Here is a 16235-nt window from a genome sequence, read left to right on the forward strand (position 1 = left end):
AGGCACACCATGAGCACGTCCCTGGCCGCCATCGGGGCACCCGCCCCCTCCCGACCGAACCCGACGGCCATGGCGACGGCGATGGTCGTGATCATCGGCTCGTTCATGATCGTCCTCGACACCACGATCCTCGGTGTCGCCCTGGGCGGGCTCTCCCGGCATTTCCAGGCCCCGCTCGCCACCATCCAGTGGACGGCGACGGGTTACACGCTGGCCCTCGCGGCCGTCATCCCGGTCACGGCATGGGCCTCGGGGCGGTTCGGCACCAAGCGGCTCTACATGCTCTCCATCGCCATGTTCGGCCTCGGTTCGGCACTGGCCGGTCTCGCCTGGAGCATCGAGACGCTGATCGCGTTCCGGATCCTCCAGGGGCTCGGCGGCGGCATGGTGGTGCCGCTCGGGATGGCCATGGTGCTGAACGCCTCCGCCCCGGAACACAAGGGCCGGATGATGGGGTTGTTGGGCCTTCCCGTCCTGGTGGCACCCTTGATCGGACCGGTGCTGGGCGGCTGGCTGGTCGACGCGGCCTCGTGGCGCTGGATCTTCTTCATCAACGTGCCGGTCGGCGTCCTCGCCCTGGTGATGGCCGCTCGGGTCTTCCCCCGGGACACGGTCCGCAGGACCGTCCGCCTCGATGTGGTCGGGCTGCTGCTGCTCTCCCCCGGCCTCTCGGCACTGATCCACGGACTTGCCACCGGCGGTGAGCACGGTGACTTCACCTCGCCGGGGACGCTGGTGCCGAGCATGGTCGGTGCCGCCCTGGTGCTGGGCTTCGTCTTCCGGGCGCTGCGGACGCGGTCCCCGCTGCTGGACCTGCGGCTGCTGAAGGTGCGCGCCTTCGCCAGCGGGATCGGCACGCTGGCCCTGTTCGCCGGCGCCTACTTCGGGGCCATGATGCTGGTGCCGATGTACTACCAGCTGGTCCGGGGCGAGAGCGCGACGGTGTCCGGACTGCTGGGCGTGCCGCAGGTGATCGCCACCGGTGTCGCCCTCCAGGTCACGAGCCGGCTGACGGACCGGATCCCGGCCGGACGGATCGTCCCCTTCGGGATCGTCCTCGCGGTCCTCGGGTACGGGCTGTTCACCCTGCGGCTCGGTGCGGACACCCCGATCTGGCAGCTGGCCGGCGCGCTGACCCTGGCCGGCGCCGGTGCCGGAATGACCATGATGCCGACCGTGACCGGCGCGACCCGGGGCTTCGCCGCCGAGCAGGTGCCCGCCGCCTCGACCCTGATCAACATCAACTCGCAGATCGCCGGTTCCGCCGGTACCGCGCTGCTGTCGGTCCTGCTCACCACGTCCGCGGCCGGAGCCGGCGGGCTGGTCGAGGCCACCCCGGCATCGGCTCCCGCACTGGCCGCCGCCTTCCAGGACACCTACGTCTGGGTGGTCGCCCTGATGGCCGCCTCCTTGGTACCGGCCCTCTTCCAGCCCCGCCGCTGACCCGACCCCCGACCCCCGACCGCGCGGCCGAGGAGCACCCGCTCCCCGGCCGCGTCGGCACGTCACCGGCCGGGGAGCGGCTGCGCGCCCCGCCGCTTCTGCTGTTCCAGGAAGGTGCGTTGGTCGGCGAGGAGGCCCGGCGGGAAGAGGGCCCGCGGGGCGAACAGTGCCGTCAGGGGGAGCCGCCAGGAGGAGCGTTCCACGGGGGTGCGGACCAGTGCGTGGGTGGCGCCGGGGTACCGGTGGACGGTGAGGGTGCCGGGGGCGAGCAGTTCCCGGTACACGGTCTCGGTCTCGGCCCCGTCCACGTTGAGGTCGTCGGCCCCGGAGAGCAGCAGCACCGGCACCGGGGGCATCGCGCGCAGGTCCGCGCTCGCGTCGGCCGTGTGGTTGAGGCCGATGAACGTCCAGCGCTCCGCGCCGAGGTCCGGATCGGCGTCCGGAGTCGCCCGGTACTCCTCGTACGTCGCCCCGCGCCGCAGCAGCGCCAGGGTCGCCTCCCGTGCGCGCAGGGCGGCCGCGACGCGCTCGGGGCCGGCGCCCTCGGCCCGAAGTTCGGACCGCAGGTGGTATTCGCCCTGCCGGTGCCAGTTGACGGCGGTGCCGACCGCGATCACGAAGGCCACGCCCGGCGCGGGGGCCCGGGCCACCACCGCGGGCATGACCCAACCGGCCTGGCTGGCCCCCCAGAGGCCGATCCGGTTCCCGTCGATCCCGGGGCGGGTCCGGGCCCAGGTGAGGGTGTCGGTCGTTTCGCGGGCGCGGTCGTCCATGGATCGGGAGAGCCAGTCGGCGGGCTTGTCGAGGGACAGGGAGGCGTACCCGGCGCGGGCGAAGGCCTCCCAGTAGGGCCGGTAGAACCCGTCGTGGGTGGCGTCCACCTCGCCGTCCCCGTGCACGAACACGACGAGCGGGAAGGGACCCGCGCCGTGGGCGGGGGTGGCCAGGACGCCCTCCAGCAGGCGTCCGTCCGCAGGCACGGTGACGCGCTGTTCGCGCAGGTCGTAGCTGTTCTGCCAGACCACGACGCCCGCGAGGGCGGCGGCCACGAGGACGACGGCGGCCAGGGTGACGATCAATGCCTTGCGCATGCCCGCTCCTTCTCTGCTTGCTTCCGAGCCCTGCTTGCTTCCACTGCCGATCCCGCTTCCACCGCCGATCGACTTTCTATCATTTCAAGAACGATCGTAACGGCAATGAACGTATTAAGCTTGTCCCCATGACGACCGAGAGCGGACGCGTAGAGGTGCGGCGCGGGGTGCCCGAGGGCGCCGAGGACCGGGTTGCGGAGCTGTACTGGGAGGCCTTCGGCCGGAAGCTGGGCGCCGCCCTCGGACCCGCCCCGGCGGGGCGCCGGTTCATCGCCACCCACCTGCACCCGGACCGCGCCCTCACCGCCCTGGACGAAGCCGGCCGGGTCCTGGGCGTGGCCGGCTACCAACTCGCCGGCCGCGGCCTCGTCGGCGGCGACGCGGCCGCGGTCAGGGCCGCGTACGGGCAGGTCAAGGGCCTGCACCGGGTGCTCCTGCTGGCCCTGCTGGAGCGCACCCCGACCCGCGGCGAGCTCGTCATGGACGGCATCGCCGTGGACCCCGCGGAGCGGGGGCGCGGGATCGGCGGACTGCTCCTCGACGGGATCGAGGAGGTGGCGGCCGAACAGGGCTGCCGGCGGATCCGGCTGGACGTGATCGCCGAGAACCCCCGCGCCCGCGCCCTGTACGAGCGGCGCGGCTTCCGGGCCGTCCGGGTACGGCGCACCTCGTGGCTGCAGGAGGTCCTGGGGTTCGGAGCGGTGACGACGATGCACAAGGCGGTGGCGACCCGATGAGCACGACACACCCGGTGGACGAGCCGACTCCCCCGACGGACACCGCGGACACGGTGGGCGCGCCCACCGTCCCCACCCGGCTGGTGGTGCACGCCCTGGTCCGTGAGGACGGCTCCGTGGACGCCGCGGAGCTGTACGAGGTCGCCGGTGCGCTCGGCATGAGCGATCAGCAGGTCCGCCTGTGCGTGAAGCGGCTCACGGCCGAGGGGCGCTTCACGCAGGAGGGCCGGGGCCGGCGGGCCGTCCTGCGCCTCACGGGCACGGCGGACGCGGAGGCGGCCAGCCTGCCCATGGTCCCCGAGGTGACGTTCGTCCGGCACGCCTACCGGCAGGACGCGGGGCTGGAGCCGTGGGACGGGACCTGGCACCTGTTCGCCTTCGCCGTCCCGGAGGCCGCGCGCAGCGCCCGGGACGCGCTGCGGGACACCCTGACCGCCCTCGGGGCGGCCCCCGTCCAGGGCGGGCTGTACGTCACCCCGAACGAGGTCGCCCCGTTCGTGCGGGCCCGCGCGGCGGAACTGGGCGTCGCCTCCGGGCTGACCTGCCTGACCAGCCGGGACCTCGTCGTGGGCGGGATCGCCGACCCGGCGGACCTGGCCGCCCGGCTGTGGCCGCTGGACCCGATCGCGCGGCGGTACGACACCCTGCGGACCCTCGCCGAAGGCCCGGGCGACGGTCTCGCCCACGCGGTGACCCTGGCGGCGGCCTTCGCCGAGGCCATGGGCCCGGACCCGCTGCTGCCGCCCGAGCTGCTGCCGGACCCCTGGCCGGGCGCGGACGCCCGGGCGGCCGCCGCGGTCGCCTGGTCCCGCCTGCGGTCCGCGGCGGCCCCCGACGGCCCGCGCCTCTTCCGGCTCTACGCCGAGGCGGTGGCCGACCCGACTTGAGCCCGCTCCGCCCCAGGTCGGGCCACCGTTTCACGTGAAACGGTGGCCTGCTTCGAAAAAACGTACGGGTATGTGGTGATTCATACGGGTATATCAACCTCGACAGTGACCGTGTCCGGGGCGGGCCCGCCCCGGAACCAGGCCCCTCTGAGGAGCGCAGAGCAATGGACCACACCGACCTCACCGACGTCGCCACCCATGAGGCCCGATCGCTCTCGGTGGCCCTGTTCCGCAGGTTGGCCGCGCTCCATGAGGGGACGGCCGAGTACTCGTACGTCCGCAACACCCTGGTCGAGCTGAACCTGAGCCTCGTCAAGTACGCCGCCCGCCGCTTCCGCGGCCGGAGCGAGCCGATGGAGGACATCATCCAGGTCGGCACGATCGGACTGATCAAGGCGATCAACCGGTTCGACCCCGACCGCGGCGTCGAGTTCACCACCTTCGCGATGCCGACGATCACCGGCGAGATCAAGCGGTTCTTCCGCGACACGAGCTGGGCCGTGAAGGTCCCCCGCCGACTCCAGGAACTGCGCATCGACTCCGCCAAGGCGCACGACGCGCTCGAACAGGACCTCGGCCGCGAACCCACGGACGCCGAGATGGCCGAGCAGCTGCACGTCACGCCGGAGGAATTCTCCGAAGGCCAGAAGGCGGCCCGCGCCTACTCCGCCCGCTCGCTGGACGCGCCCGCGCCCGAGGACACCGACCGCGACCCCGTCGCCGAGCGGGCCTCGCTCGGCGAGGAGGAGGGCGCGTACGACACGATCGAGTGCCTGGAGTCGCTCAAGCCGATGCTGGCCGGCCTGCCCGAGCGGGAGCGGGCGCTGCTGATGCTGCGGTTCGGGCAGGAGCTCACGCAGTCCGAGATCGGCGCCCGCCTGGGGCTGTCCCAGATGCACGTCTCGCGGCTGCTGAACCGCACCCTGAACCGCCTGCGCACCGGCTTGCTGACGGACGCGTGACCCACGTCGCGCCGGTCTCCTCAGGACCCCTCGGTGCCCGGCTCCGGGGCCGTGACCTCCAGCCAGACCGTCTTGCCGGTCCTGCCGTCCGCCGCGGGCTCCCAGCCCCAGCCCTTCGCGAGCCTCGCCAGCAGGACGAGCCCGTGCCCGCCCGGACGTGACCGGCTCCCCGCCGGTCGGGGGCTCGGCGGCTCCGGGTTGTCGTCGCTGACCTCGACCCGCAGCCGTCCCGGGCTGTGGCGCAGGACCAGTTCCCGCGGCCCGCCCGCGTGCAGGCAGGCGTTCGTCACGGCCTCGGAGACCAGCAGGAGCGCGTCCTCGGTCTCCTCCGCGTACGCCGGCCACGTCCAGTCGTCGAGTGCGCGCCGGGTGAAGTCCCGACACCGGGTCACGACCCCGGTCGTGGCGCCGCCCAGGACGAGCCTCCGCGTCTGCTCCGCCACAGGCTCTCCCGTCTCCGACCTGCCCCTCGGCGCCGCACCTACCCGGCCCCGCCTCGGACAATCCCATGCTTTCCCCCACCTGAACACGTCCGGAACATACGGGGTACCGGCCGACGACCGAAATGGGGACCCGAATGGCGCCCCAAGTCGGGACGAAGAGGACACCCGGCAGGCTCCGGGACGACACGGGCGCCGGGCCGACCCGCAAGGTCCCGGTCGACCCCGGGTCCACATCCTGGACAACTACCCTCAGGACATGAACGCAGAAGCCGACGCTCTCGCCACCGTGAAAGACGCCGACCGGAAGCACGTCTTCCATTCCTGGTCGGCGCAGGAGCTCATCGACCCGCTCGCCGTGGCCGGGGCCGAAGGCTCGTACTTCTGGGACTACCAGGGCAACCGCTACCTCGACTTCTCCAGCGCCCTCGTCTACACCAACATCGGCTACCAGCACCCCAAGGTGGCCGCCGCCATCGCCGAGCAGGCCGGCAAGTTGTGCACCGTCGCCCCCGGATTCGCCGTGGACGTCCGTTCGGAGGCGGCCCGGCTGATCGCCGAGCGCACCCCCGGCGACCTCGACAAGATCTTCTTCACGAACGCGGGCGCCGAGGCCGTCGAGAACGCCGTGCGGATGGCCCGGCTGCACACCGGCCGGCCCAAGGTGCTGTCCGCGTACCGCTCGTACCACGGCGCCACCTCCACCGCGATCAACCTGACCGGTGACGCCCGCCGTTTCGGCAACGACAGCGCGACCGCCGGCGTCGTGCACTTCTGGGGGCCCTTCCTCTACCGCTCGCCGTTCCACTCGGCGAACGAGACCGAGGAGAGCGAGCGCGCCCTGCGCCACCTGGAGGACACCATCGTCTTCGAGGGCCCGCAGTCCATCGCCGCGATCATCCTGGAGACCGTCGGCGGCGCCCCGGGCGTGCTGGTTCCGCCGCCCGGCTACCTCGCGGGCGTCCGCGAACTCTGCGACCGCTACGGGATCGTGTTCATCCTGGACGAGATCATGGTCGGCTTCGGCCGGACCGGAAAGTGGTTCGCCGCCGACCACTGGGACGTCACCCCCGACCTCCTCTGCTTCGCCAAGGGCATCACCAGCGGCTACGTGCCCCTGGGCGGTGTCGCCATCTCCGCCGCCATCGCCGAGACCTTCGCCCGTCGGCCCTACCCGGGCGGTCTGACGTACTCGGGACACGTCCTGGCCTGCGCCGCGGCCGTCGCCACGGTCAACACGATGGTCGAGGAGGGCATCGTCGAGCAGTCCGCCCGGACCGGCTCGGAGCTGCTGGGTCCGGGCCTGCGGGCGCTCGCCGAGCGGCACCCGTCGATCGGCGAGGTCCGCGGCGCGGGCACCTTCTGGGCCCTGGAACTCGTCCGCGACCGGGAGACGCGCGAGCCGCTCGTCCCGTACAACGCCTCCGGCGGCGACAACGCGCCGATGGCCGAGTTCGGGGCGGCCTGCAAGAAGGGCGGCCTGTGGCCGCTGATCGCCGGCAACCGCATCCACGTCGCCCCGCCCTGCAACATCTCGGCGCAGGACGTGGCGAAGGGCCTCGCGATCCTCGACGAGGCGCTGACCGTCGCCGACGCGCACATGGCCTGACCTGCAAAATTGTAGGGTCGCCCAATCCGTGGGTGCTGGTGTTCGGATGATCCGTTCGGTGGTTGAACCGTCGTGCGCATGCTGCAATCCGTGCAGGAACCGCAACGAGCGACACATGCGGGCCCAAGCACCTACGGACCGGGATGCACGTCAGTCCCGGGGCGGCCCCGCGGGGTCGAACGGCGGGGAGCGGGACGTCCTTCAACGGGCGGGCGCTGGACGCCGGGCGTACGGGATCCAGAAAACCGGACTCCGTGTTCCCGAGACCCGAAGGAAGACACATGAGCAAGCACGTCCTGGCCCAGAACCAGTACGGCAAGGCCGAGAACCGCATCGTCAAGGTCACCCGCAAGGGCAGCGACGGTTCCTGGCACGAGATCCGCGACCTCAACGTCTCGGTCGCGCTCCAGGGTGAGTTCCGCGACGTCCACCTCACCGGCGACAACGCCAACTGCCTGCCGACCGACACCACCAAGAACACGGTGTACGCCTTCGGCAAGGAGCACGGCATCGCCTCCCCCGAGGCCTTCGGCATCCTGCTCGCCAAGCACTTCGTCTCCTCGCAGCAGCCGATCCGCGGGGCGCAGATCCGCATCGAGGAGTACGCCTGGGAGCGGATCCCGGTCCCGACGCGCAAGGAGCAGCACTCCTTCGTCCTCAAGGGCCAGGAAGTGCGCACCGCGCAGATCACCTACAGCGAGACCACCGGTCTCCAGGTGATCTCGGGCCTCAAGGACCTGACGGTCATGAACTCGACGAACTCCGAGTTCCACGGCTACATCAAGGACAAGTACACGACGCTCCAGGAGGCGTACGACCGCATCCTGGCGACCAAGGTCACCTCGCGCTGGGCGCACTCGGCGCTGGCCGCCGACGACCCGGAGTACGACTGGGACCGGTCGTACAAGAAGGTCCGCAAGCACATGCTGGAAGCCTTCGCCGAGACCTACTCGTACTCGCTCCAGCAGACGCTCAACCAGATGGCCGAGCGGGTGCTCGACAACTGCCCGAAGGTCAACGAGGTCCGGCTGAACCTCCCCAACAAGCACCACTTCCTCGTCGACCTGGAGCCCTTCGGCCTCAAGAACGACAACGAGGTCTACTTCGCGGCGGACCGGATGTACGGCCTCATCGAAGGCACCATCCACCGTGACGGGGTGCAGCCGGTGATCGCGACGTCCGACTGGATCGTCGCCTAGGTTCCGCCCCCGCAAGTGCCGTCATGACGGCCCGGACCGCGTCGCGGGGTCCGGGCCGTCGTGCCGTCCCGGCCCGCCGGACGGCCGGGTCGGCGGTGGCTTCCGCGTCAGGCGTCCGGGTCGGCGGTGGCCGCCGGTTCCGCGAACGGGTCGGCGTCCGCGTCCGGTGACCGGCCCAGCAGCAGGTTCCAGCGGCCCGCGCGGCCGCTGAGCGTGGTGACCGTCCCCGGCCGTGCGTCGAGCCGCCAGAAGGCCGCGGGCGGCAGGTCCAGCGCCGCGATCACCGCCGCCCGTACGACGGCCTGCCCGACCACCACGTGGTGCGTGCCGGGCGGCAGGGCGGCCAGATGGGCTCCCGTACGGGCCACCAGGGCGGTCACCGACTCCCCGCCGCCCGGAGGCGCGTACTCCGGGTCGGTGAGCCAGCGCCGGACGGCCTGCGGGTCCTCCGCGGCGACCTCGTCCAGGGTGCGGCCCGCCCAGGCGCCCGTGGCGGGTCCCGCCAGGCCCTCGTGGCCGGGACAGGGGTCCCCGTACCCGAACCGGGCCCGGCGGGCGTCGGGGTCGAGCGGCGGGGTGGTCAGGTGCACGCGTACGGACGACATGGGGGGAGCGTAGGGCTCGGGACGGGAGCGTGGGACGGCGTGCGTGCGCCGTGGCGTTCAGGCCACCCGCGCGGTACGTTCTCGGACGACATGACGAAGGTACGACGGAAGCACCGGTGGGAATCCGGCACGGTCGCGCCACTGTGAACCCGCACCCGCACGCCGGGGAGGGAAGTCAGACCCGCCGCCTTCGTCGCGAGCACCACTGACCGGGACGCGTGTTCCCCAGGAGGTTCTGCCATGGCCAACTCCGCCGTGCCCACGACGGCTCCCGCCGCCATCACCCCGATCTCCCTCTCCGCGCTGGCACCCTGGGCCGTCTTCGCGGGTGTGCTGACCCTGGTGCTGCTGTACTTCGTCGGCGTCGAGCAGGGCGCCACGGCCGTCTTCGAGGGCGAGACGATCCACGAATGGCTGCACGACGGCCGCCACCTCCTCGGCTTCCCCTGCCACTGATCCCTGCCGACCGCTCGTCCCCACCCGCGCAAGGGAACCCACACGTGAACACCGTCTCCCCCCGTGTCCTGCTCGTCCGGGGCATGCTCGCCGGCCTCGTGGCCGGTGTCGCCGCCTTCCTCGTCGCCTACCTCCTCGGTGAGTCAAAGGTGGACGCGGCGATCGCCATCGAGGAGGCCGGCGCCGCCGTCGGTCACGACCACGGCGACGAACCGCCGGTCAGTCGGGCCCTCCAGGCCACGGCCGGCCTGGGCACCGGCGTCCTGCTGTTCGCCGTCGCGCTCGGCGGCATCGCCGCGCTCGTCCTCTGCTTCGCCCTGGGCCGCATCGGGCGCTTCGGCCCCCGGGCCACGGCCGCCCTGGTCACCGGCGCGCTCTTCGTCACCGTGACCCTGGTGCCGTTCCTCAAGTACCCCGCCAACCCGCCGGCCGTCGGGGACCCCGACACCGCCGCCCGGCGCACCGCTCTGTACCTCCTGATGATCGCCCTGAGCGCACTGCTCGCGGCGGGAGCGCTGCTCCTGGGACGGCGCCTGGCCCCCCGCCTCGGCAACTGGAACGCCTCCGTCGTCGGCTCGCTCGCCTTCGTCGCGGCCGTCGCCCTCTCGTACGCGCTCCTGCCCGGGGTCAACGAGGTGCCCGACGGCTTCCCGGCCGCGCTGATCTGGGAGTTCAGGCTGGCCTCGCTGGCCATCCAGACCACCCTGTGGGCCACTTTCGGCCTGGTCTTCGCTTTTCTGGTCGACCGGGCTATTGCCCCGACCGCCGCACCCAAGGAGGCTGTACAGCCGACGAGTTGAGCAAGTCGCGCATGACACCCGTGGCGCCGGTGAGGCAATTGGTGCGGGTGGTGTGCGCGCCGAAGGTGTTGAGGGTGGGAGCCGGGACATGCATACCGCGATCTGGGAATGGCGCGGCTGGACCGGCGCCACCCCCTTCTGGCTCAACTCGTTACTCCTGCTCCTGGCCCCCTTCACCGCCGTCACCCTGCTCGCCCAGATAGGCGTCATCACCGCCCTGGCCGCGCTCGGAGGCCTCGCCCGCCAACTCTGGTACGGCGACCACGGCCACTCCGCGATGCACCTCGCCGCCGCCCTCATGGGGGCGGCGGCGGTGGCATTCGTCGTGATGTGAACCGCGTCGTTCGGGGCCGCCTGCCACGAACGGTGCCGCGCACCCGCCCTCGGGAATGCCCGCCGCCCGACGGGTGAGAATGGGTGTTTCGAGCGAAAGCGGGGCTGGTGTGACGTCTGGGCAGGACATACCCGAGGAGTACCTGAGCGGGTACGTACGGATCCTCGAAAGCGTCGCGGCGACCGGCCGCCGCCCCGGACGGGACGAACTGGACGCCCGCCGGGCACTCGGCGAGCAGGCGGCCGAGGCCGGCTTCGCACTGCGTGGGCTCGTCGGCGCCCACCTCGCCGTCACCCGGACCGTGCTCGGCGGCCGCGTCACCCCGGACCACGTGCTGGCGGCGGTGGAACAGACCGTCGACGCCTTCGCCGAAGGACACGAGCGGGCGCAGCGCCTGGCGATCCGACAGGAGGAGGCCGCCCGACGCGAGTTCATCGACGACCTGCTGCTCGGCCGCAGCGACCTCGGCCGGCTCAGCGAACGCGCGGCCCGCTTCGGACTGCACCTGGCGCACGAGCACGCGGTCGCCGTCGCCCGGGGCGCCGAGGCCTACGAGGACACCGGCCCCGCGATCCGGCAGGTGGAACAGGCCCTGACCGCGCGGTTCGGGAACAGGACCTTCCTCCTCGCCACCAAGGAGGGCCAGCTGATCTGCGTGGCCCCCGGCGACCAGGACGACGTGCTGGCCCACTTCGCCAAGCAGACCTGGGCGACGGCCGCCGCCCCCGGCCTCGTCGGGATCGGCAGACCGCATCCGGGCGCGGGCGGGGTCGTCACCTCGTACGAGGAAGCCCTCGGCGCGCTCGACCTAGCGGACCGGCTCGGCCTCGAAGGACCGGTGCTGCGCTCGGCCGACCTGCTGGTCTTCCCGGTCCTGGCCCGGGACCGGGCCGCGATGGTCGACCTGGTGCTCAGCGTGCTGGGCCCGCTCCAGGCGGGCCGGGGCGGGGCCCGGCCCCTGCTCGACACGCTCGACGTGTACTTCGACTCGGGGTGCGTGGCGGCCGAGGCGGCCCGGCGACTGAGCCTGAGCGTCAGGGCCCTGACGTACCGACTGGAACGGATCCACCGGCTGACGGGCTCCGATCCCGGGGATCCGGTGGACCGGTACACCCTTCAGACGGCGGCGATCGGGGCCCGGCTGCTGGACTGGCCGAACCAGGAGTTCTGAGGCCACCGCCCCGGATTCCCGGCGGGGCGTACGGGTCGCCCGTCCGACGGTGCGGTCGTGCGGGTCGTGCCGGCGTTCCGTCACATCCCTTCCCTGCCCGGCCCGTCGCCCGTCCGGCCCGACCGTCTGTCAGCCGACGGGGGTGTCTTCGTCCGCCGGTCGGGGGCTTCTTGGGCTCCGGTGGGGAGTTCACCGGTGTGTCGGGGCACAAAGCGGGGCATGAGCGGTGCGCGATTCGCACGGGCAGTGGCGGCGAGGGCCCTGACAGTGGCCTGCGTCGCGCTGTTGTGCCTGTTCGGCGCCGGTCCCGCGGCCACGACGGTCGCCGAGATCCGGCCCGCTTCCTCCGCCCCGGCCGAACCCACCGAGGGGCAGTCGGATCCGGCCTCGGACCCCGAGGCCCGCGCCGCCCTGCGGGCCCTGTCCCGCGCGCTGCCGTCCGTACGGCAGTTGCCCCCGAGGGTGTTTCACGTGAAACACGCGGGCTCGCCCTCCCGCGTGTCCTCGTACGGGCCGACCGGGCCGGTCACCTCACCGGTCGTCCTGCGGAGTGTGGTCCTGCGCTGCTGAGCGGGCCGAGCAGCGGAGACGCCCCCCACACCCCCCTCGAAACACCGTGAGGTTCCGCCATGCCCATCGACCCCTACGCCGCCCTGAACGCCATGCTCCGCGCCGAGGCCGCCCGCTTCACCCCGCCGGCCCGCAAGCCGGAACGCCCCGCCCCGCAGGCCGTCACCACCGAACCCAAGGCCGAGAGCGAACACCAGCCGGCGGTGGCGGCCGGGAAGCCCGACACGGCCGCGTAGTCCCCGGACATGACATGGGGCGGCGCCGGTTTCCCGTCCTCGGCGTGCGGCACGTGCTCACGTGTCGCACCGCGGGGCATCGGGAACCGGCGCCGCCCCCGGTGTCCGGTCGCGGCCGGATCAGGGTTCGCGCGCGCGGTGACCGGATCAGGGTTCGCGCGTGTAGTAGCGGTAGAACGCCGCGACCCCCACGCCCACGCCGACGGCCAACCCGACACCGGTGGCGCGGAGTACCGATTCGTTGGTCAGGCTGTGCAGGTAACCGGCGGCGACACCGCCGAAGACCCCGTACGCGGCGGCGTGCACCTCCCGTTTCATCCGGGGTCCCACCCGGCCCAGGGCGAACATGATCGCGGCGAAGAGGACCCCGCAGAGGATCCCGTAGAAGACGTTGCCCGCGTCGACCGGGCCCATCTGGCGCTTGATGAAGGCCGCCCACACCCCGTAGACGAGGCCGGCCAGCAACGCACGGACCAGCGCGTTCCTGCCGAGGTGGTCCGCATCGGCCGACCTGGTCGGTCGGTGCCGCCTGGAGACGGTAGGTGCCGCATGTGCCATGACGGGGCTCCTCTCTTCCAGCCTCCAGAGCACACCCGCCACCCCCGCCCGGCAAGTGGATCACCCGTCCGGCCGCCCCGGACGCGGTCCGGCCCGACCGCTCCACCCAGTCGCAGCAACAACGGTGGCGCCGCCCACCACCCCGCCTTTCCCTGGTGACGTGCGCACCTTCCTGTCGGCGGCCCTCATCGTCCTCGTGACCCTGCTCGTGCCCGCGAGCGCCGTCGCGTACTGGGCCGACCACGAGCTGGGGAACGCCGACCGCTACACCGCGGCCATGTCCCCGCTCGCCGAGGATCCCGCCGTCCAGGAAGTCGTCGTCACCCAGGCGGGCCGCGCCCTCGCCGGACAGATCGACGCCGGTCCCTTCCAGGACACCGTCGACGAGCTCATCGGCGAGGCCCTCCGATCCTTCGCCGGAACCCCCGCCTACCGGACGGCCTGGGACGCCGCGAACCGCGCCGCGCACGCCGCCTTCCTCGACGCGCTCACCACCGGCCACGGCGACGCCCTCACCATCGACCTCGCCCCCGTGATCGCCCAGGTCAAGAGCGAACTGGTCGGGGACGGCGTGCCCTTCGCCGACCGCATCCCCGAGACCCACCTGTCCGTGAAGGTCATGGAGTACGACAACCTCGGCGCGCTCCGGAAGGGCTTCCACATGCTCCAGATCGCCGGTGTCTGGCTGCCCCTCCTGACACTGGCGCTCGCCGCGGCGGCCATCGCCGTCGCCGTCCGGCGCCGGCACGCCGTCCTCGCCACCGGGATCGGTCTCGCCGTCGGGGCCGGACTGCTGTGGATCACGGTCACCCTCTGCCGCCGCCTCGCCCTCGACGACCTGCCGCCCGACGTCGACCGGCCCGCCGCCGCGGCGGTCTACGACGCGCTCACCGCGTACCTGCGGACCACCGCCTGGATCGTCCTCGCCATCGGCCTCGCCGCCGCCCTCGGCGCCTGGCTGACCGGCCGACTCCGCCGCACCCCATAAGCTCGGAAGGTACCCATCCTCCGCAGAACTCCCCAGAAGAACCGATTCGCGAGCGGCGACACGGAAGCGGAATGACCACCGAACGACGCACCGAGCACATACCCCCCGGCCGGCCCCGGCCGAACCCCCTGGCACCCCCCACCTGGCTGCTCGCGGGCCTCCGGCCGACGTCCGCCCCCGTGCCCTGGGCCGCCGTCCTGCGCGCCGGCGTCGCCCTGTCCGTCCCGCTGGCCGTCGGCTTCGCGCTGGACGAGCCCCAATACGGTGCGCTGGTCTCCATGGGCGCCCTCTCCGGAGTGATCGGCGACACCGCCGACGCCTACCGGATGCGCGTCCTCAACATCGCCGTCCCGCAGTTCTTCGGCGCCGTCGGGGTGGCCCTGGGCACCCTCGTGTTCGGGCACGGCTGGCTCGCCGTCGGCGTGCTCACCCTGATCGCCCTCGTCTCCGGCATGATCTCCTCGATCGGCACCGTCGCCTCGGTGTCCGGACTGCTGCTCCTGCTCAACGCCGTCGTCGGCGCCGGGCTGCCCATGCCCCGGCCCTGGTGGATCGCTCCCCTGCTGCTCGGCGCAGGCGGGCTCTTCGTCCTGGCGCTCACCCTGCTCGGCTGGCCCCTGCGCGGCCGGCGGCCGGAACGGGCCGCCGTCGCCGCCGCCTACCGGGCCCTCGCCGACAGCCTCGAAGCGGCCGGCGGACCCGCCTACGAGGACCGCCGTCGCGAGGTCACCCTCGCCCTCAACCACGCCTACGACCTGGTCCTGGGTCGGCGTGCCCGCGTCCACGGGCGCAGCCCGTCCCTCGTGCGGATGCTCGCCCAGCTGAACGTGCTCATCCCGCTCGTCGAGGCCGCCCCGGCTGCCCACCTGCGGCGTCGGCCGCTGCCGGCCGAGGTCCCGGTGGCCGTCCGCGAGCTGGCCGACGCCGTCGAGGAGGGCCGCACCGGATCCCACACCCTGGTGCTCCCCGCCCCGCACAGCCAGTCCGAACGGGCCATCGACGCCGCCCTGCGGCACGCGGCGGCCATCGTGCACCTCGGCGAACCGGAGACCCACAACGTCGACGACCGGCTCGGCCGGCCGGCCGCCCTGCGGGTGCGGGCCCGGCGGGCCGTGCGCGACATGATGCTGTCCTCCGCCTCCTGGCGGTACGGGCTGCGCCTCGCGCTGTGCATCGGGCTGGCCCAGTCGCTGGTCTCGCTGATCGAGGTCGAGCGTTCGTACTGGGTGGCGCTGACCGTCACGTTCGTCCTCAAGCCGGACTTCGGTTCGGTGTTCTCCCGGGCGTTGCTGCGGGCGCTCGGCACGGCGGCGGGGTTGGTGCTGGCGGCGGCGGTGCTCGCGGAGGTGCCGCGCGGGTGGTGGGACGTGCCGGTGATGTTCGCGCTCGCCGCGCTGATCCCCGCGTTCTCGGCGAAGGGGTACGCGTTCCAGACGGCGGCGATCACCCCCGTCATCCTGCTGCTGTCCGACCTCCTGAACCACCAGGGCTTCGACCTGATCAGGCCGCGGCTGCTCGACAGCCTGATCGGGTGCGCGATCACCCTGCTCGCCGGTTACCTCCTGTGGCCGGAGAGCTGGCGGACCCGGCTCGGGGACCGGCTCGCGGACTCCGTCGACGACGCGGCGCGGTACGTGGAGCGGTCCTTCGCGCCGGTGGCGGACGAGGCCGCCGTGCGGGTGGCTCGGCAGGCGCGGCTTCAGGCGCGGCGGCGGATCTACCGGGATCTGTCCGGGGTGCGGAGCGAGTTCCAGCGGGCGTTGACGGAGCCGCCGCCGACCGGGGCGCGGGCTGCGGCGTGGTGGCCGTTGGTGGTGGCCGTCGAGCGGATCGTCGACGCGACGACGGCTGCGCGGGTGCGGGTGAACCACGGGGCGGAGCCGCCGGCCGCGGAGGAGGTCGAACGGATCGCGCGGGAGCTGCGGGGGCTCGCCGAGGGCGTCCGCAGCAGCGTGACGCCGATCCGTGTCGATGTCCCGCCGGCGGGCGACGCGTCGAGCGTCCTGTCCCCGGTCCACCAGGAGGTCGCGGCGGCCCGCGCGATAGCCCAACCGTCGCGGTAGCGGGGGGTGCTGCGGGCTACGGGTGGGTCGGGGGCGGAGTTGGTGGCTGCGGGGTTGGTGGCTGCGGGTGGGGCGGGGCCGGTGCC

The 16235-nt window shown here is 72.9% G+C and carries 18 protein-coding genes; 14 read left to right on the forward strand and 4 right to left on the reverse strand.

The window, feature by feature from the left end:
* Positions 1-9: 9 nt before the first annotated feature.
* Positions 10-1443, forward strand: coding sequence for a DHA2 family efflux MFS transporter permease subunit (locus tag ACFVS6_RS00780; RefSeq protein ID WP_389699793.1), 1434 nt, complete (start codon positions 10-12; stop codon positions 1441-1443).
* A gap of 62 nt (positions 1444-1505) precedes the next feature.
* Here ACFVS6_RS00780 and ACFVS6_RS00785 read toward each other — a convergent pair whose 3' ends face one another.
* Complete coding sequence (locus ACFVS6_RS00785) at positions 1506-2534, reverse strand: alpha/beta hydrolase family protein (RefSeq protein WP_389699794.1); 1029 nt, start codon at positions 2532-2534, stop codon at positions 1506-1508.
* Positions 2535-2662: 128 nt separating this feature from the next.
* On the opposite strand from ACFVS6_RS00785, the gene ACFVS6_RS00790 reads away from it, so the two are divergent.
* From ACFVS6_RS00790 to ACFVS6_RS00800, 3 genes are all read left to right on the forward strand, one after another.
* Positions 2663-3271, forward strand: a complete 609-nt coding sequence (locus tag ACFVS6_RS00790) for a GNAT family N-acetyltransferase (protein WP_389699795.1) — start codon at positions 2663-2665, stop codon at positions 3269-3271.
* Positions 3268-4158: a PaaX family transcriptional regulator C-terminal domain-containing protein gene (locus tag ACFVS6_RS00795; protein WP_389699796.1), complete on the forward strand. Its 891-nt coding sequence runs from the start codon at positions 3268-3270 to the stop codon at positions 4156-4158. Before ACFVS6_RS00790 ends, ACFVS6_RS00795 begins: the two co-directional genes overlap by 4 nt.
* A gap of 164 nt (positions 4159-4322) precedes the next feature.
* Positions 4323-5120: an RNA polymerase sigma factor SigF gene (locus tag ACFVS6_RS00800; protein WP_389699797.1), complete on the forward strand. Its 798-nt coding sequence runs from the start codon at positions 4323-4325 to the stop codon at positions 5118-5120.
* 20 nt (positions 5121-5140) lie between these two features.
* On the opposite strand, the gene ACFVS6_RS00805 is transcribed toward ACFVS6_RS00800, so the two are convergent.
* Complete coding sequence (locus tag ACFVS6_RS00805; RefSeq protein ID WP_389699798.1) at positions 5141-5563, reverse strand: ATP-binding protein; 423 nt, start codon at positions 5561-5563, stop codon at positions 5141-5143.
* 256 nt (positions 5564-5819) lie between these two features.
* Between ACFVS6_RS00805 and ACFVS6_RS00810 the strand changes: the two genes are divergently transcribed.
* Positions 5820-7169 (forward strand): aspartate aminotransferase family protein, encoded by a 1350-nt coding sequence (locus ACFVS6_RS00810; RefSeq protein ID WP_389699799.1) that lies wholly within the window; start codon positions 5820-5822, stop codon positions 7167-7169.
* A gap of 281 nt (positions 7170-7450) precedes the next feature.
* Positions 7451-8368: a factor-independent urate hydroxylase gene (pucL, locus tag ACFVS6_RS00815; RefSeq protein ID WP_388891013.1), complete on the forward strand. Its 918-nt coding sequence runs from the start codon at positions 7451-7453 to the stop codon at positions 8366-8368.
* Positions 8369-8475: 107 nt separating this feature from the next.
* Here pucL and ACFVS6_RS00820 read toward each other — a convergent pair whose 3' ends face one another.
* A complete protein-coding gene (locus ACFVS6_RS00820; protein WP_389699800.1) occupies positions 8476-8973 on the reverse strand; it encodes a histidine phosphatase family protein in 498 nt (165 codons plus the stop codon).
* A 240-nt stretch (positions 8974-9213) separates the two neighbouring features.
* On the opposite strand from ACFVS6_RS00820, the gene ACFVS6_RS00825 reads away from it, so the two are divergent.
* The 6 genes from ACFVS6_RS00825 to ACFVS6_RS00850 all read left to right on the forward strand — a co-directional run bounded on the left by ACFVS6_RS00825 (position 9214) and on the right by ACFVS6_RS00850 (position 12540).
* Entirely contained in the window at positions 9214-9429 is a 216-nt protein-coding gene (locus ACFVS6_RS00825; protein WP_389699801.1) for a CbtB-domain containing protein, read from the forward strand.
* Between the two features lie 44 nt (positions 9430-9473).
* Positions 9474-10229 carry a CbtA family protein gene (locus ACFVS6_RS00830; protein ID WP_389699802.1) on the forward strand — a complete coding sequence of 252 codons (756 nt, stop codon included), beginning with the start codon at positions 9474-9476 and terminating at the stop codon, positions 10227-10229.
* Positions 10230-10317: 88 nt separating this feature from the next.
* A complete protein-coding gene (locus tag ACFVS6_RS00835) occupies positions 10318-10563 on the forward strand; it encodes a hypothetical protein (protein WP_389699803.1) in 246 nt (81 codons plus the stop codon).
* A gap of 79 nt (positions 10564-10642) precedes the next feature.
* On the forward strand, positions 10643-11734 hold the full coding sequence (locus tag ACFVS6_RS00840; protein WP_389699804.1) for a PucR family transcriptional regulator: 1092 nt from the start codon (positions 10643-10645) through the stop codon (positions 11732-11734).
* Between the two features lie 219 nt (positions 11735-11953).
* Positions 11954-12304: a hypothetical protein gene (locus tag ACFVS6_RS00845; RefSeq protein ID WP_389699805.1), complete on the forward strand. Its 351-nt coding sequence runs from the start codon at positions 11954-11956 to the stop codon at positions 12302-12304.
* Between the two features lie 59 nt (positions 12305-12363).
* Positions 12364-12540, forward strand: a complete 177-nt coding sequence (locus ACFVS6_RS00850; RefSeq protein ID WP_389699806.1) for a hypothetical protein — start codon at positions 12364-12366, stop codon at positions 12538-12540.
* A 147-nt stretch (positions 12541-12687) separates the two neighbouring features.
* On the opposite strand, the gene ACFVS6_RS00855 is transcribed toward ACFVS6_RS00850, so the two are convergent.
* A complete protein-coding gene (locus tag ACFVS6_RS00855; RefSeq protein ID WP_389699807.1) occupies positions 12688-13098 on the reverse strand; it encodes a hypothetical protein in 411 nt (136 codons plus the stop codon).
* Positions 13099-13258: 160 nt separating this feature from the next.
* Between ACFVS6_RS00855 and ACFVS6_RS00860 the strand changes: the two genes are divergently transcribed.
* Together ACFVS6_RS00860 and ACFVS6_RS00865 are read left to right on the forward strand one after the other, a co-directional pair.
* Positions 13259-14086: a hypothetical protein gene (locus ACFVS6_RS00860; RefSeq protein WP_389699808.1), complete on the forward strand. Its 828-nt coding sequence runs from the start codon at positions 13259-13261 to the stop codon at positions 14084-14086.
* Positions 14087-14157: 71 nt separating this feature from the next.
* Entirely contained in the window at positions 14158-16149 is a 1992-nt protein-coding gene (locus ACFVS6_RS00865) for an FUSC family protein (RefSeq protein ID WP_389699809.1), read from the forward strand.
* Positions 16150-16235 lie beyond the last annotated feature (86 nt).

This window comes from Streptomyces sp. NPDC057939 (assembly GCF_042887545.1).
Taxonomy (GTDB): domain Bacteria; phylum Actinomycetota; class Actinomycetes; order Streptomycetales; family Streptomycetaceae; genus Streptomyces.

Coding starts and splice junctions, on each gene's coding strand:
- ACFVS6_RS00855 (WP_389699807.1), bottom strand. CDS start 13,098: ATGGCACATGCGGCACCTACCGTCTCCAGGCGGCACCGACCGACCAGG.
- ACFVS6_RS00810 (WP_389699799.1), top strand. CDS start 5,820: ATGAACGCAGAAGCCGACGCTCTCGCCACCGTGAAAGACGCCGACCGG.
- ACFVS6_RS00865 (WP_389699809.1), top strand. CDS start 14,158: ATGACCACCGAACGACGCACCGAGCACATACCCCCCGGCCGGCCCCGG.
- ACFVS6_RS00795 (WP_389699796.1), top strand. CDS start 3,268: ATGAGCACGACACACCCGGTGGACGAGCCGACTCCCCCGACGGACACC.
- ACFVS6_RS00800 (WP_389699797.1), top strand. CDS start 4,323: ATGGACCACACCGACCTCACCGACGTCGCCACCCATGAGGCCCGATCG.
- ACFVS6_RS00785 (WP_389699794.1), bottom strand. CDS start 2,534: ATGCGCAAGGCATTGATCGTCACCCTGGCCGCCGTCGTCCTCGTGGCC.
- ACFVS6_RS00845 (WP_389699805.1), top strand. CDS start 11,954: ATGAGCGGTGCGCGATTCGCACGGGCAGTGGCGGCGAGGGCCCTGACA.
- ACFVS6_RS00850 (WP_389699806.1), top strand. CDS start 12,364: ATGCCCATCGACCCCTACGCCGCCCTGAACGCCATGCTCCGCGCCGAG.
- ACFVS6_RS00780 (WP_389699793.1), top strand. CDS start 10: ATGAGCACGTCCCTGGCCGCCATCGGGGCACCCGCCCCCTCCCGACCG.
- pucL (WP_388891013.1), top strand. CDS start 7,451: ATGAGCAAGCACGTCCTGGCCCAGAACCAGTACGGCAAGGCCGAGAAC.
- ACFVS6_RS00820 (WP_389699800.1), bottom strand. CDS start 8,973: ATGTCGTCCGTACGCGTGCACCTGACCACCCCGCCGCTCGACCCCGAC.
- ACFVS6_RS00840 (WP_389699804.1), top strand. CDS start 10,643: ATGGGTGTTTCGAGCGAAAGCGGGGCTGGTGTGACGTCTGGGCAGGAC.
- ACFVS6_RS00790 (WP_389699795.1), top strand. CDS start 2,663: ATGACGACCGAGAGCGGACGCGTAGAGGTGCGGCGCGGGGTGCCCGAG.
- ACFVS6_RS00825 (WP_389699801.1), top strand. CDS start 9,214: ATGGCCAACTCCGCCGTGCCCACGACGGCTCCCGCCGCCATCACCCCG.
- ACFVS6_RS00835 (WP_389699803.1), top strand. CDS start 10,318: ATGCATACCGCGATCTGGGAATGGCGCGGCTGGACCGGCGCCACCCCC.